Genomic DNA, 14,057 nt, shown 5'->3' on the forward strand with positions numbered 1-14,057 from the left:
TAACCATACAATTTAGATTCGCTGAGAGCCCTGGCATGTTTAAAAAAATCCTCTTCCCTTTAGTCGCGCTGTTTATGTTGGCTGGCTGCGCAACTCCGCCCACTACCATCAACGTATCGCCGAAAATTACCCTGCCACAGCAGGATCCGAGTCTGATGGGAGTAACTGTCAGTATCAATGGCGCCGACCAGCGTCAGGATCAGGCGCTGGCAAAAGTGACCCGCGACAATCAACTGGTTACTCTGACTGCGTCTCGCGATCTGCGCTTCCTGCTGCAAGAAGTGCTGGAAAAGCAGATGACTGCACGCGGTTATATGGTGGGTCCAAACGGTGCAGTTAACCTGCAAATCATCGTAAGCCAGCTGTACGCTGATGTGTCGCAAGGTAGCGTGCGCTATAACATCGCAACCAAAGCAGATATCGCCATTATTGCAACGGCTGCCAACGGCAACAAGATGACCAAAAACTACCGTGCAAGCTACTCTGTTGAAGGCGCATTCCAGGCCTCTAACAAAAATATTGCTGATGCCGTTAACAGCGTCTTGACCGACACCATCGCTGATATGTCCCAGGACACCAGCGTTCACGATTTCATCAAGCAGAACGCTCGCTAATTTAAGCCCCCTGACCCGGTATTTCGCCGGGTCAGCTTTTAATGCCCATGTCCAATCACTATTTACGTATTTTTCAGCAACCAAAATCAGCGATTCTGCTGATGTTAGGTTTTGCTTCCGGTTTACCGCTCGCCCTGACCTCCGGTACGCTTCAGGCGTGGATGACGGTCGAAAATATCGATCTGAAAACTATCGGTTTCTTTTCTCTGGTCGGCCAGGCCTACGTATTTAAGTTTCTCTGGTCCCCGGTGATGGACCGCTACACCCCACCGTTTTTAGGTCGTCGTCGCGGTTGGCTGTTGACGACTCAGGTGTTGCTTCTTATTTCCATCGCCGCGATGGGTTTTCTGGAACCTGGAACGCAGTTACGCTGGATGGCGGCACTCGCAGTGGTGATCGCATTTTGTTCGGCGTCGCAGGATATTGTTTTTGACGCCTGGAAAACAGACGTTTTACCGGCAGAAGAACGTGGTACCGGTGCAGCAATCAGCGTACTGGGTTACCGCCTGGGGATGCTGGTTTCCGGTGGCCTGGCACTGTGGATGGCTGACCGCTGGCTCGGCTGGCAAGGTATGTACTGGCTGATGGCGGCACTACTGATTCCCTGCATTATCGCCACCCTGTTGGCACCCGAACCCACTGACACCATTCCGGTGCCTAAAACACTGGAACAAGCGGTTGCTGCGCCACTGCGTGACTTTTTTGGTCGTAACAACGCCTGGCTGATCCTGCTGCTTATTGTGCTGTATAAGCTCGGGGATGCCTTCGCCATGAGCCTGACCACAACGTTTTTAATCCGCGGCGTCGGATTTGATGCCGGTGAAGTCGGCGTCGTCAATAAAACGCTGGGGCTGCTGGCGACAATAGTCGGTGCGCTGTACGGTGGGATCCTGATGCAGCGTCTTTCGCTGTTTCGCGCGTTACTCATTTTCGGCATTCTGCAGGGCGTATCGAACGCCGGATACTGGCTGCTTTCTATTACCGACAAGCACATGTTCAGTATGGCAGCAGCGGTCTTCTTCGAAAACCTGTGCGGCGGGATGGGTACTGCGGCGTTTGTCGCCTTATTAATGACGCTGTGTAATAAATCGTTCTCCGCAACCCAGTTTGCCCTACTCTCAGCCCTTTCGGCTGTTGGTCGCGTCTATGTGGGCCCAGTGGCAGGTTGGTTCGTCGAGGCTCACGGTTGGCCAACGTTTTATCTGTTTTCCGTGTTTGCCGCGATCCCTGGACTCCTGCTGCTGCTGGTTTGTCGCCAGACGCTGGAACATAGCTGGCAAAATGAGAGTTTTATTCCACGCACAGAGTTCCGTGGGGCGTACAATCTGGCTTTGATGACGTTAGTGACGGGCTGCTGTTTGCTGGCTGTTTGGCTGTTGCTGCTTACCATGAACGCACTGGATTACACCAACTTCTCTTTCCTGGCTGGGCTGCTTGAAGTCTCAGTCGCGGTCGCCATCTGTGGCGTCGTATTTGGTGGCTTACTGGACTATCTTGCACTACGGAAAACACGTCTGATGTAATTTTTCACATTAATTTGGCCGTTGTAATCACCTTGCGTAATTATAACGGCTAAATAAACAGCAGTTGATAAAAATAATATTTGTTGTTTTGTGCGCCATAGAATTTGGAAATTATTGACTCCTTTTATAAATTCTATTTTCCTTACTCGATTCAGCCGAATCAGATTTATTTTTTGTTCATTATTTGTCTTTTTATTGATAATCAATTGTTAAACAATTGTTTTATTTTCGTATTGGTTATACCAATTGCCCTCGACACCTCCCCAGCTCGCCCGCTTTCGTTATAACGTGATGTTGCAACAGGTTCTTAAAGCTGAGGCGACATATATTGCAACATATGTGACATGCACGGCAGAACCCGGTAACACAGATCCAATGATGTTTACAGTAATGTAACCTTCCCGTAAAATGCCCTCACACTTTAAACGCCACCCGGTCCCGTGGAATTGAGGTCGTTAAATGAGACTCAGGAAATACAATAAAAGTTTGGGATGGTTGTCATTAATTGCAGGCACTGCATTACTCAGTGGCTGTAATTCTGCGCTGCTTGACCCTAAAGGACAGATTGGACTGGAACAACGGTCATTGATACTGACGGCATTTGGCCTGATGTTGATTGTCGTTATTCCTGCCATCTTGATGGCTGTTGGTTTTGCCTGGAAGTACCGTGCAAGCAATAAAGATGCGAAGTACAGCCCGAACTGGTCACACTCCAATAAAGTGGAAGCTGTGGTCTGGACGGTGCCTATCTTAATCATCATTTTCCTTGCCGTTCTGACCTGGAAAACCACTCACGCTCTTGAGCCAAGCAAACCGCTGGCGCATGACGAGAAGCCCATTACCATCGAAGTGGTTTCCATGGACTGGAAATGGTTCTTCATCTATCCGGAACAAGGTATCGCTACCGTGAATGAAATCGCCTTCCCGGCGAATACTCCGGTTGAATTCAAAGTGACATCCAACTCCGTGATGAACTCCTTCTTTATCCCGCGTCTGGGTAGCCAGATTTATGCCATGGCCGGCATGCAGACTCGACTGCATCTGATCGCCAACGAAGTCGGTACTTATGATGGTATCTCCGCAAGTTATAGCGGACCAGGCTTCTCCGGTATGAAGTTCAAGGCTATCGCAACAAAGGACCGCGCCGAATTCGACCAATGGGTTGCTAAAGCTAAACAGTCCACGAACACCATGAGCGACATGGCTGCGTTCGAGAAAGTGGCTGCGCCAAGCGAATATAACCAGGTGGAATATTTCTCCAACGTGAAACCGGATTTGTTTAAAGACGTTATTAACAAATTTATGGCTCACGGTAAGAGCATGGACATGACCCAACCCGAAGGTGAGCACAACGCACATGAAGGAATGGAAGGCATGGACATGAGCCACGCGGAATCCGCTCACTAAGGGGCCGAGGAAGAATACGATGTTCGGAAAATTGACGCTGGATGCAGTGCCGTTCCATGAACCCATTGTCATGGTTACGATCGCTGCCATTATCATCGGTGGTGCGGCCTTACTGGGCCTTATCACTTACTTCGGTAAGTGGACCTACCTGTGGAAAGAGTGGCTGACTTCGGTTGACCACAAACGCCTTGGCATCATGTATGTCATCGTCGCAATCGTCATGTTGATTCGTGGCTTTGCCGACGCCATCATGATGCGTAGTCAGCAAGCGCTGGCTTCTGCAGGTGAAGCGGGCTTCCTGCCTCCTCACCACTACGACCAGATCTTCACGGCTCACGGCGTGATTATGATCTTCTTCGTGGCAATGCCATTTGTTATCGGTCTGATGAACCTGGTGGTTCCGCTGCAGATCGGCGCACGTGACGTTGCATTCCCGTTCCTGAACAACCTGAGCTTCTGGTTCACCGTTGTCGGCGTCATTCTGGTTAACCTGTCTCTGGGCGTAGGTGAATTCGCACAGACCGGTTGGCTGGCGTATCCGCCACTTTCGGGAATAGAGTACAGTCCAAGCGTCGGGGTCGACTATTGGATATGGGCAGTCCAGTTGTCCGGTATTGGTACAACCCTGACCGGTATCAACTTCTTTGTGACCATCATTAAGATGCGTGCACCAGGAATGACCATGTTCAAGATGCCGGTGTTTAGCTGGGCATCTCTGTGTGCGAACATCCTGATTATCGCTTCTTTCCCAATCCTGACGGTTACCGTCGCGTTGCTGACCCTGGATCGCTATCTGGGCACCCATTTCTTTACCAACGATATGGGCGGCAACATGATGATGTACATCAACCTGATTTGGGCCTGGGGCCATCCGGAAGTGTACATTCTGGTTCTGCCGGTCTTCGGTGTGTTCTCCGAAATCGCTGCAACCTTCTCGCGTAAACGCCTGTTTGGTTACACCTCACTGGTGTGGGCAACCGTGTGTATCACCGTTCTGTCGTTCGTTGTTTGGCTGCACCACTTCTTCACCATGGGTGCAGGCGCTAACGTAAACGCCTTCTTCGGTATTACCACCATGATTATCGCCATCCCAACCGGGGTGAAGATCTTCAACTGGCTGTTCACCATGTATCAGGGCCGTATCGTATTCCACTCAGCAATGCTGTGGACGATTGGCTTTATCGTCACCTTCTCAGTCGGCGGTATGACCGGCGTGCTGCTGGCGGTTCCGGGTGCAGACTTCGTGCTGCACAACAGTCTGTTCCTGATTGCGCACTTCCATAACGTTATCATCGGCGGCGTCGTATTTGGCTGCTTCGCAGGTATGACCTACTGGTGGCCAAAAGCGTTTGGCTTCACGCTGAACGAAACATGGGGTAAACGCGCATTCTGGTTCTGGATCATCGGCTTCTTCGTCGCATTTATGCCGCTGTACGTGCTGGGCTTTATGGGTATGACCCGTCGCCTCAGTCAGCAGATTGACCCTCAGTTCCACCCAATGCTGGTCGTTGCCGCTTGCGGCGCCGCGCTGATTGCACTGGGTATCCTGTGCCAGCTGATTCAGATCTACGTGTCTATTCGCGACCGCGAGCAGAACCGTGACCTGACCGGTGACCCATGGGGTGGTCGTACGCTGGAGTGGGCAACCTCTTCCCCGCCTCCGTTCTATAACTTTGCCGTTGTGCCACACGTCCACGAGCGTGATGCCTTCTGGGAAATGAAAGAGAAAGGTGAAGCGTACAAACAGCCTGCGCATTATGAAGAGATTCATATGCCGAAAAACAGCGGTGCAGGTATCGTCATTACGGCCTTCGCAACACTGTTTGGTTTCGCCATGATCTGGCATATCTGGTGGCTGGCGATTGCAAGCTTCGCAGGCATGATCATCAGCTGGATCGTGAAAAGCTTTGATGAAGACGTGGATTACTACGTGCCGGTACCGGAAGTCGAAAAACTGGAAAACCAGCATTTCGATGAGATTACAAAGGCAGGGCTGAAAAATGGCAACTGATACTTTAACGCACGCGAATGCCCACGCGCACGAACACGGGCACCACGATGCAGGCCAGACCAAAATCTTCGGATTTTGGGTCTACCTGATGAGCGACTGCATTCTGTTCTCTATTCTGTTTGCAACCTACGCCGTTCTGGTGAACGGCACCGCAGGTGGCCCAACAGGTAAGGACATTTTTGAACTGCCGTTCGTTCTGGTTGAAACATTCCTGCTGTTATTCAGCTCCATTACTTACGGCATGGCAGCTATCGCCATGTACAAGAACAACAAGAGCCAGGTTATCTCCTGGCTGGCGTTGACCTTCTTGTTCGGTGCCGGATTCATCGGGATGGAACTCTATGAATTCCATCACCTGATTGTTAACGGTATGGGCCCGGATCGCAGCGGCTTCCTTTCTGCGTTCTTCGCGCTGGTCGGCACGCACGGTCTGCACGTCACCTCCGGTCTTATCTGGATGGCGGTGCTGATGGTGCAAGTTGCTCGTCGCGGCCTGACCAGCACTAACCGTACCCGTATCATGTGCCTGAGCCTGTTCTGGCACTTCCTGGACGTGGTGTGGATCTGTGTGTTCACTGTTGTTTATCTGATGGGGGCGATGTAATGAGTCATTCTAACGAGAGCGGCGGCGCATCCCATGGCAGCGTAAAAACCTACATGACAGGTTTTATCCTGTCGATCATCCTGACGGTCATTCCGTTCTGGATGGTCATGACAGGTTCTGCTTCTCCGGCCGTCATTCTGGGAACTATTCTGGCAATGGCAGTGGTACAGATTCTGGTGCACCTGGTGTGCTTCCTGCACATGAATAGCAAATCTGATGAAGGTTGGAACATGACGGCCTTTGTCTTTACTGTGCTAATCATCGCCATCCTGGTTGTGGGCTCCATCTGGATTATGTGGAACCTTAACTACAACATGATGATGCACTAAGAGCGGCGATTATGATGTTTAAGCAATACCTGCAAGTAACGAAACCAGGCATCATCTTTGGCAACCTGATCTCGGTGATTGGGGGGTTCCTGCTGGCCTCGAAGGGCAGCATTGATTATCCCCTGTTTATCTACACGTTGGTTGGGGTGTCACTGGTTGTGGCGTCAGGTTGTGTATTTAACAACTACATCGACAGGGATATCGACAGGAAGATGGAGAGGACCAAAAACCGCGTGCTGGTTAAAGGTCTGATATCCCCTGCGGTCTCGCTGGTATACGCCACCTTGCTGGGTATTGCTGGCTTTATGCTGCTGTGGTTTGGCGCGAACCCTCTGGCCTGCTGGCTGGGGGTAATGGGCTTCGTGGTTTATGTAGGCGTTTATAGCCTGTATATGAAGCGTCATTCCGTTTACGGTACGCTGATTGGCTCACTCTCCGGCGCTGCGCCGCCGGTGATTGGCTACTGCGCCGTAACCGGTGTGTTCGATAGCGGTGCGTTGATTCTGCTGGCTATTTTCAGCCTGTGGCAGATGCCGCACTCTTACGCGATTGCGATTTTCCGCTTCAAGGATTATCAGGCGGCCAACATCCCGGTGCTGCCGGTGGTGAAAGGTATTTCGGTCGCGAAAAACCATATCACGCTTTACATCGTGGCGTTTGCTATTGCCACGCTGATGCTAACCCTGGGCGGCTATGCCGGTTATAAATACCTGGTTGTTGCTGCGGCGGTGAGCGTTTGGTGGTTGGGCATGGCGCTGCGCGGTTATAAAGTGGAAGATGACAGAGTCTGGGCGCGCAAGCTGTTCGGTTTCTCCATCATCGCCATTACCGCGCTTTCCGTGATGATGTCCGTCGATTTTATGGTGCCAAACTCGCAGAACCTGCTGACTTACGTCTGGTAAGTTAATCGTCACCTCTTCTATGCCGGATGGCGGCTGACGCCTTATCCGGCCTACAAAAAAGTACATTGCTTGTAGGCCGGGTAAGATACGTGAGTATCGTCATCCGGCATTTTCGTTTCCAGCCGACGCCCCTCACAACCCCAACATTTGTTAATAAAGCGCATATTTACCCAGCCTGCTTAGCGCTTTACACTAGGCGCGAAATTAATACAGAGGTGGGAATGAACGATTACAAAATGACGCCCGGTGAGTTGCGCGCCACCTGGGGTTTAGGGACCGTATTCTCGTTGCGCATGCTTGGCATGTTTATGGTCCTGCCAGTTCTGACCACGTACGGTATGGCGTTACAAGGTGCCAGCGAAGCGCTGATAGGCCTTGCTATCGGCATTTATGGCCTGGCGCAAGCCGTTTTCCAAATCCCCTTTGGTCTGCTCTCTGACCGCATTGGTCGTAAGCCGCTTATTGTTGGCGGGCTGGCGGTATTCGTTCTCGGCAGCATAATTGCCGCCCTCTCCGATTCAATCTGGGGCATTATTCTTGGTCGTGCCCTACAAGGTTCTGGCGCAATTGCTGCTGCCGTAATGGCGCTGCTTTCCGACTTAACCCGTGAGCAAAACCGTACCAAAGCGATGGCGTTTATCGGCGTCAGCTTTGGTATCACCTTCGCCATTGCGATGGTACTGGGGCCCATCGTCACCCATGCGCTGGGGTTACATGCGCTGTTCTGGATGATTGCCGCGCTCGCCACCACCGGGATTGTGCTGACCATTTGGGTCGTTCCCAATAGCACCACCCATGTGCTTAACCGCGAATCGGGCATGGTCAAAAGTAGCTTCCGCAAAGTACTGGCAGAGCCTAAGCTCCTGAAGCTCAATTTCGGCATCATGTGCCTGCACATTTTGCTGATGTCCACTTTCGTTGCTTTGCCGGGTCAACTGGCAAAAGCGGGCTTCCCCGCCGCAGAGCACTGGAAAATTTATCTGGTGACGATGCTGCTGTCCTTTGTCTCCGTGGTGCCGTTCATCATTTACGCCGAAGTGAAGCGCAAGATGAAACGCGTGTTCCTCGCCTGCGTGTTACTGATCCTTATCGCAGAGATTGTATTGTGGAGCGCTAACATTCGTTTCTGGGGTCTGATTGCCGGCGTGCAAATATTCTTCCTCGCCTTCAACCTGATGGAAGCCCTCCTCCCCTCACTTATCAGCAAAGAGTCCCCCGCAGGCTATAAAGGCACGGCGATGGGCGTTTACTCCACCAGCCAGTTTCTTGGCGTGGCGATTGGCGGTTCGCTCGGCGGTTGGGTGGTCGAAATGTTTGATGGTCAGGCCGTATTCCTGGTCGGTGCGCTTCTGGCGGCAGTTTGGTTGGCGGTGGCCAGTACAATGAAAGAGCCGCCGTATGTCAGCAGTCTGCGTATTGAGATCCCGTCAGAGATTGCAGCAGATGACTCTCTTAAACAGCGCCTGCTGGCAAAAGAAGGCGTCAGTGAAGTATTACTGGTGGCAAAAGAGCATTCGGCCTACGTGAAGATCGACAGTAAAGTGACGAATCGATTTGAAGTTGAACAGACGATTAGCCAGGCTTGAAGATGAGATTTGTCAGATGGCGGCTCACGCCATCTGACATAACGACTTAATCGCGGAAGTTCTTGAACTGGAACGGCTGGCCGAGATCGCCACCGCGAACCAGCGCCATAACGGATTGCAGATCGTCACGCGCCTTACCGGTTACACGAATTTCTTCACCCTGAATCTGTGCCTGCACCTTCAGTTTGCTGTCTTTGATCAGCTTGACGATTTTCTTCTGCACTGCGCTTTCAATGCCTTGCTTCAGCTTAGCTTCGACAAACCAGGTTTTACCGCTGTGCACGAAAGTTTCTGGTACATCCAGCGACGTGCCTTCAATACCACGTTTCAGCAGTTTGGCACGCAAAATATCCAGCAACTGATTAACCTGGAAATCAGACTCGCTCAGCACCTTAATCGTCTTATTTGACTCGTTCAGCTCAAAGGTGGCCTCAACGCCACGAAAATCGAAGCGTGACTCCACTTCGCGGCTGGCATTATCGACCGCGTTACGGGCTTCCTGAAGATCAACTTCAGAAACAATATCGAAAGATGGCATCTTTTCCTCTCCCTTCATTTTTGATGCGAAGCATAATACCTGCAAAGTTACTCAACAGACAGCGCTATACTAGGCTGTATCCTTTAATTGTACGTGGTACTGATAGCTGCGAACAATAATGGGATGTAGCGGATATGGATTAACACCTGGTGCTGTTGCAGGTGAGGAGGAAGAATGAAAATTACCGTACTGGGATGCGGAGCGTTAGGACAGCTGTGGCTTACAGCGCTGTGCAAACATGGGCATGAGGTGCAAGGGTGGCTACGCGTGCCACAACCTTATTGCAGCGTGAACCTGATTGACACGGATGGATCCGTTTTTAATGAATCCCTGACGGCAAACGACCCCGATTTTTTGGCGAAAAGCGATCTGCTGCTGGTGACACTAAAAGCCTGGCAGGTTTCTGACGCAGTCAAAAGCCTGGCCGCTATTCTGCCTGAAACCACGCCCATTCTGTTAATTCACAACGGCATGGGAACGATTGAAGAGTTGCATAACATTAAGCAACCTCTGCTGATGGGCACCACCACTCACGCGGCACGCCGTGACGGGAACGTTATTATTCATGTCGCCCAGGGCACAACGCGCATCGGTCCGGCGCGTGAACAAGATGGCGATTTCAGCTATCTGGCTGAAATCCTGCAAGATGTCCTGCCCGATGTCGCCTGGCACAACACTATTCGCGCTGAGCTGTGGCGTAAGCTGGCTGTGAACTGTGTCATTAACCCACTCACCGCACTCTGGAACTGTCCCAACGGCGAACTGCGTCAGCATCCAGAAAAAATAGCATTGATATGCGAGGAAGTGGCGGCGGTCATTGAGCGCGAAGGTCATCACACATCAGCGGATGATTTACGTTATTATGTCGAGCAAGTAATTGACAGCACGGCAGAAAATATCTCATCGATGCTGCAGGACATTCGTGCCTTGCGTCATACGGAGATCGACTACATTACCGGTTATTTGTTAAAACGCGCACGTGCGCACGGCATCGCCGTCCCGGAAAATGCCCGCCTGTTTGAAATGGTAAAGCGAAAGGAGAGTGAGTATGAGCGCTCAGGCACTGGTTTGCCTCGCCCCTGGTAGTGAAGAGACCGAAGCGGTCACTACTATCGATCTGCTGGTTCGTGGCGGCATTAAGGTCACGACCGCAAGCGTCGCCAGCGATGGCAACCTGACGATTGTCTGTTCGCGTGGCGTGAAGTTACTGGCTGATGCGCCCCTGGTCGAAGTTGCGGACGGCGATTTCGACATTATCGTGTTGCCGGGCGGTATTAAAGGCGCTGAATGTTTTCGTGACAGCCCGTTGCTTATCGAAACGGTGAAGCAATTCCATCGTTCCGGACGTATTGTCGCCGCAATTTGTGCCGCTGCCGCCACCGTGCTCGTCCCACACGATATTTTCCCCATCGGTAATATGACTGGTTTCCCGGCGCTGAAAGACCAAATTCCCACCGATCAATGGCAGGACAAGCGCGTCGTATGGGATCCACGCGTCAACCTGTTAACCAGCCAGGGACCGGGTACCGCCATCGATTTTGGCTTAAAAATTATCGATCTACTGGTCGGGCGAGAAAAAGCTCATGAAGTGGCGTCACAACTGGTGATGGCTGCAGGCATTTATAACTACTACGAGTAAGCATGCTTGCCGGATGGCGGCGTAACCGCCTTATCAGACCTACAAAAACGTACAATTTGTAGGCCTGATAAGCGCAGCGCCATCAGGCAAAAGGGATTACGGGCGATACACTTTTACGTTTTCAAAGCCCTGCTCGCGCAGATACAGCGCCTGCAGGCGGCTCATCACCCCGCGTTCACACCACAGCAGCCAGGTTTTATTCTGGTCCAGATCGCCGAATTTAGTGCTCAACTTGTAGAACGGCAGAGAAACCACGTCCACACCTTCCACCTTCAGCGGTTTGTCATCCTGTTCATCCACGGAGCGAATATCCAGAATCACATCGTTCGGACCGAAGCCGCTCACGGTTTCAACTTCCACCACGGTCTGCTGCGTCTGCTGGGCGATGTCGCGAATGTCAATATTGTTCGCTTCTTCAACCACTTTATCGAGGATCGAGAAATCGAAGTTTTCTTCTTCGGCCTCAATCTTCGCTTTAACCGCTTTCACCGTCGGGCTTTTTGAAATCACACCGCAGTATTCCGGCATGGTACGGGCGAAGTCTTCAGTACCGATTTCACGCGCCAGATTAATGATGTGCTCTTTGTCATGAGAGATTAGCGGACGCAGGATCAGCGTATCCGAAACGTTATCGATCAAGCGCAGGTTGGTTAGCGTCTGGCTGGACACCTGGCCCAGCGCTTCACCGGTCACCAGCGCCTGTACGCCATAGCGTTCAGCCACTTTAGACGCAGCACGGACCATCATGCGCTTAAGGACCACGCCCATCTGACCGTCGTCGACTTTTTCCAGGATCTCACCAACCACCGGTTCAAAGTTGATCGCAACAAAACGTACGCGATGTGAGCTACCAAAGCGGTTCCACAGATAATGCGCCACCTGGCGAACGCCGATTTCATGCGCTGCGCCGCCGAGGTTGAAGAAGCAATAGTGTACGCGGCAGCCGCGACGCATCAGCATGTAGCTGGACACACCGGAGTCAAAACCACCGGAGATCAGCGACAGAACGTCTTCTTGTGTACCAATCGGGAAACCGCCGATACCTTCATAGCGGCCTTTAACCAGCAGCAGACGGTCGTTTTCGATTTCAAGATTAACCGTCACATCCGGCTTCGTCAGCTTCACGCGCGCAGATTCAATATGCTGATTCAGTCCGCCGCCAACATAACGTTCCACCTCGATGGAGCTAAACTCATGCTTGCCGCGGCGCTTGACGCGCACACAGAAGGTTTTTCCTTCCAGTTGATCGCGGTATTGCACCAGTGCTTTCTCGAAAATGTCGTGCATATCGGTAAACGGCACGTCTTCTACTTCGAGAATATGGTGAATGCCCGGGATTCGGGTTAACGCGTCACGAATATCCAGACGCTGGCTTTCATCTTTGGCGCGAACCTCAACGTGATCCCAGTGACGGACAACGGCAAGGTCTTCATCGTAGTGCTTTAAAACGTTACGGATGTTCCCTGTCAGAATTTTTATAAAGCGCAAACGCACAGATTGGCTTTTGATGGTGATTTCTGGGAACAATTTAATGATAAACTTCATGGCGGCAATGGTTCTTTGGCAAGTCTGAACGACTTGTGATGGAAAATAATACAGCAGCCCATACCCGCGACTGCATCCAGGCGCGCAAGTATACCACCATCGCGCGGCTACTGTGCACATTGCGCGTTATTTGCTTATCAGTGCGAGTCCGTTACCATAGTCTTGTGCTGTCAATACAGAGAGTCAGACATTCATTATGCCGAAGAAAAATGAAGCGCCCGCCAGTTTTGAAACTGCGCTGAGCGAGCTGGAACAGATTGTCACCCGTCTGGAAAGCGGCGATTTGCCGCTGGAAGAGGCGCTGAACGAATTCGAACGTGGCGTACAGCTGGCACGTCAGGGACAAGTCAAATTGCAACAGGCTGAACAGCGCGTGCAAATCCTGCTGTCAGAAACTGAAGACGCCGCCCTCACGCCTTTTACACCGGATAATGAGTAAATGGATTTTACGCAGCAGCTACAGGCTTGCGTTGAGCAGGCTAACCAGGCACTGAGCCGTTTTATCGCGCCACTGCCCTTTCAGAACACTCCCGTGGTCGAAACCATGCAATATGGCGCATTATTAGGCGGCAAACGTCTGCGCCCATTTTTGGTTTATGCTACCGGTCAGATGTTTGGCGTGAGCCTGAGTACGCTTGACGCCCCCGCAGCCGCGGTTGAGTGCATCCATGCCTATTCGCTGATGCACGACGATTTACCCGCGATGGACGACGATGATCTGCGTCGCGGCCTGCCAACCTGCCACGTCAAGTTTGGTGAAGCGAATGCGATTCTGGCCGGTGATGCGCTGCAAACGCTGGCGTTCTCTATTATCAGCGACGCCCCGATGCCAGAAGTCACCGACCGTGACCGCATCGCCATGATCTCTGAACTGGCTCAAGCCAGCGGTATCGCCGGTATGTGTGGCGGTCAGGCGCTGGATCTGGCAGCAGAAGGTCAGCAGGTAGAACTGGCGGCGCTGGAGCGTATTCACCGCCATAAAACCGGCGCATTGATTCGCGCCGCCGTTCGTTTGGGTGCGTTAAGTGCTGGAGATAAAGGGAGAGAACTTCTGCCGATACTCGACAAATACGCCGAAAGTATCGGTCTGGCCTTCCAGGTTCAGGATGACATACTGGATGTGGTAGGCGATACTGCAACATTGGGTAAACGTCAGGGTGCCGACCAGCAGCTTGGCAAAAGTACCTATCCTGCACTTCTGGGTCTTGAGCAAGCCCGGAATAAAGCCCGGGATTTAATTGAGGATGCCCGCCAGTCGTTAAGTTTGCTGGCCGCACAATCTCTCGATACCTCGGCACTGGAAGCGCTAGCGGACTACATAATCCAGCGTGATAAATAAACCAACATATCCAATGAGCT

General features: G+C 51.9%; 14 protein-coding genes. 12 read left to right on the plus strand and 2 right to left on the minus strand.

What is annotated here, in order from left to right:
* Nucleotides 1–35 precede the first annotated feature (35 nt).
* From NNO08_RS00565 to NNO08_RS00600, 8 genes are all read left to right on the plus strand, one after another.
* Entirely contained in the window at nucleotides 36–614 is a 579-nt protein-coding gene (locus NNO08_RS00565) for a lipoprotein (RefSeq protein WP_005125164.1), read from the plus strand.
* Between the two features lie 47 nt (nucleotides 615–661).
* Nucleotides 662–2,137: a muropeptide MFS transporter AmpG gene (gene ampG / locus NNO08_RS00570; protein WP_271456008.1), complete on the plus strand. Its 1,476-nt coding sequence runs from the start codon at nucleotides 662–664 to the stop codon at nucleotides 2,135–2,137.
* Nucleotides 2,138–2,596: 459 nt separating this feature from the next.
* Complete coding sequence (gene cyoA, locus NNO08_RS00575; RefSeq protein ID WP_271441079.1) at nucleotides 2,597–3,544, plus strand: cytochrome o ubiquinol oxidase subunit II; 948 nt, start codon at nucleotides 2,597–2,599, stop codon at nucleotides 3,542–3,544.
* A gap of 19 nt (nucleotides 3,545–3,563) precedes the next feature.
* Nucleotides 3,564–5,555 carry a cytochrome o ubiquinol oxidase subunit I gene (gene cyoB, locus NNO08_RS00580; protein ID WP_003021610.1) on the plus strand — a complete coding sequence of 664 codons (1,992 nt, stop codon included), beginning with the start codon at nucleotides 3,564–3,566 and terminating at the stop codon, nucleotides 5,553–5,555.
* Nucleotides 5,545–6,159, plus strand: coding sequence for a cytochrome o ubiquinol oxidase subunit III (locus NNO08_RS00585; RefSeq protein ID WP_271441080.1), 615 nt, complete (start codon nucleotides 5,545–5,547; stop codon nucleotides 6,157–6,159). The genes cyoB and NNO08_RS00585 overlap by 11 nt, the downstream gene beginning before the upstream one ends.
* On the plus strand, nucleotides 6,159–6,488 hold the full coding sequence (locus tag NNO08_RS00590; protein WP_003831006.1) for a cytochrome o ubiquinol oxidase subunit IV: 330 nt from the start codon (nucleotides 6,159–6,161) through the stop codon (nucleotides 6,486–6,488). Before NNO08_RS00585 ends, NNO08_RS00590 begins: the two co-directional genes overlap by 1 nt.
* Before the next feature lie 11 nt (nucleotides 6,489–6,499).
* A complete protein-coding gene (gene cyoE / locus NNO08_RS00595) occupies nucleotides 6,500–7,390 on the plus strand; it encodes a heme o synthase (protein ID WP_271455956.1) in 891 nt (296 codons plus the stop codon).
* A 221-nt stretch (nucleotides 7,391–7,611) separates the two neighbouring features.
* Nucleotides 7,612–8,976, plus strand: a complete 1,365-nt coding sequence (locus NNO08_RS00600) for an MFS transporter (protein WP_271455957.1) — start codon at nucleotides 7,612–7,614, stop codon at nucleotides 8,974–8,976.
* Nucleotides 8,977–9,022: 46 nt separating this feature from the next.
* On the opposite strand, the gene NNO08_RS00605 is transcribed toward NNO08_RS00600, so the two are convergent.
* Nucleotides 9,023–9,514 carry a YajQ family cyclic di-GMP-binding protein gene (locus tag NNO08_RS00605; protein WP_003831002.1) on the minus strand — a complete coding sequence of 164 codons (492 nt, stop codon included), beginning with the start codon at nucleotides 9,512–9,514 and terminating at the stop codon, nucleotides 9,023–9,025.
* A gap of 174 nt (nucleotides 9,515–9,688) precedes the next feature.
* Between NNO08_RS00605 and panE the strand changes: the two genes are divergently transcribed.
* Nucleotides 9,689–10,600, plus strand: a complete 912-nt coding sequence (gene panE, locus NNO08_RS00610; protein WP_271455958.1) for a 2-dehydropantoate 2-reductase — start codon at nucleotides 9,689–9,691, stop codon at nucleotides 10,598–10,600.
* Nucleotides 10,563–11,153, plus strand: a complete 591-nt coding sequence (gene yajL, locus NNO08_RS00615; protein ID WP_271455959.1) for a protein deglycase YajL — start codon at nucleotides 10,563–10,565, stop codon at nucleotides 11,151–11,153. Before panE ends, yajL begins: the two co-directional genes overlap by 38 nt.
* Nucleotides 11,154–11,249: 96 nt before the next feature.
* Here yajL and thiI read toward each other — a convergent pair whose 3' ends face one another.
* The gene (gene thiI / locus NNO08_RS00620; RefSeq protein WP_137384637.1) at nucleotides 11,250–12,698 is read right to left on the minus strand and encodes a tRNA uracil 4-sulfurtransferase ThiI; all 1,449 of its coding nucleotides are present in this window, start codon (nucleotides 12,696–12,698) and stop codon (nucleotides 11,250–11,252) included.
* 196 nt (nucleotides 12,699–12,894) lie between these two features.
* Here thiI and xseB point away from each other — a divergent pair, with 196 nt between their 5' ends.
* Both xseB and ispA read left to right on the plus strand, forming a co-directional pair.
* Nucleotides 12,895–13,137, plus strand: coding sequence for an exodeoxyribonuclease VII small subunit (xseB, locus tag NNO08_RS00625; protein ID WP_096759458.1), 243 nt, complete (start codon nucleotides 12,895–12,897; stop codon nucleotides 13,135–13,137).
* Nucleotides 13,138–14,037 (plus strand): (2E,6E)-farnesyl diphosphate synthase, encoded by a 900-nt coding sequence (gene ispA / locus NNO08_RS00630; RefSeq protein ID WP_271454026.1) that lies wholly within the window; start codon nucleotides 13,138–13,140, stop codon nucleotides 14,035–14,037. It begins immediately after the preceding gene.
* The last annotated feature ends 20 nt before the right edge of the window (nucleotides 14,038–14,057 follow it).

This window comes from Citrobacter sp. Igbk 17, assembly GCF_028069775.1.
Lineage (GTDB): Bacteria > Pseudomonadota > Gammaproteobacteria > Enterobacterales > Enterobacteriaceae > Citrobacter.

What these genes read in the sequence shown, in the direction of transcription:
- thiI (WP_137384637.1), bottom strand. Translation starts at nt 12,698, where the DNA reads ATGAAGTTTATCATTAAATTGTTCCCAGAAATCACCATCAAAAGCCAA.
- xseB (WP_096759458.1), top strand. Translation starts at nt 12,895, where the DNA reads ATGCCGAAGAAAAATGAAGCGCCCGCCAGTTTTGAAACTGCGCTGAGC.
- panE (WP_271455958.1), top strand. Translation starts at nt 9,689, where the DNA reads ATGAAAATTACCGTACTGGGATGCGGAGCGTTAGGACAGCTGTGGCTT.
- NNO08_RS00605 (WP_003831002.1), bottom strand. Translation starts at nt 9,514, where the DNA reads ATGCCATCTTTCGATATTGTTTCTGAAGTTGATCTTCAGGAAGCCCGT.
- yajL (WP_271455959.1), top strand. Translation starts at nt 10,563, where the DNA reads ATGAGCGCTCAGGCACTGGTTTGCCTCGCCCCTGGTAGTGAAGAGACC.
- NNO08_RS00565 (WP_005125164.1), top strand. Translation starts at nt 36, where the DNA reads ATGTTTAAAAAAATCCTCTTCCCTTTAGTCGCGCTGTTTATGTTGGCT.
- NNO08_RS00600 (WP_271455957.1), top strand. Translation starts at nt 7,612, where the DNA reads ATGAACGATTACAAAATGACGCCCGGTGAGTTGCGCGCCACCTGGGGT.
- cyoE (WP_271455956.1), top strand. Translation starts at nt 6,500, where the DNA reads ATGATGTTTAAGCAATACCTGCAAGTAACGAAACCAGGCATCATCTTT.
- NNO08_RS00585 (WP_271441080.1), top strand. Translation starts at nt 5,545, where the DNA reads ATGGCAACTGATACTTTAACGCACGCGAATGCCCACGCGCACGAACAC.
- ispA (WP_271454026.1), top strand. Translation starts at nt 13,138, where the DNA reads ATGGATTTTACGCAGCAGCTACAGGCTTGCGTTGAGCAGGCTAACCAG.
- cyoB (WP_003021610.1), top strand. Translation starts at nt 3,564, where the DNA reads ATGTTCGGAAAATTGACGCTGGATGCAGTGCCGTTCCATGAACCCATT.
- cyoA (WP_271441079.1), top strand. Translation starts at nt 2,597, where the DNA reads ATGAGACTCAGGAAATACAATAAAAGTTTGGGATGGTTGTCATTAATT.
- NNO08_RS00590 (WP_003831006.1), top strand. Translation starts at nt 6,159, where the DNA reads ATGAGTCATTCTAACGAGAGCGGCGGCGCATCCCATGGCAGCGTAAAA.
- ampG (WP_271456008.1), top strand. Translation starts at nt 662, where the DNA reads ATGTCCAATCACTATTTACGTATTTTTCAGCAACCAAAATCAGCGATT.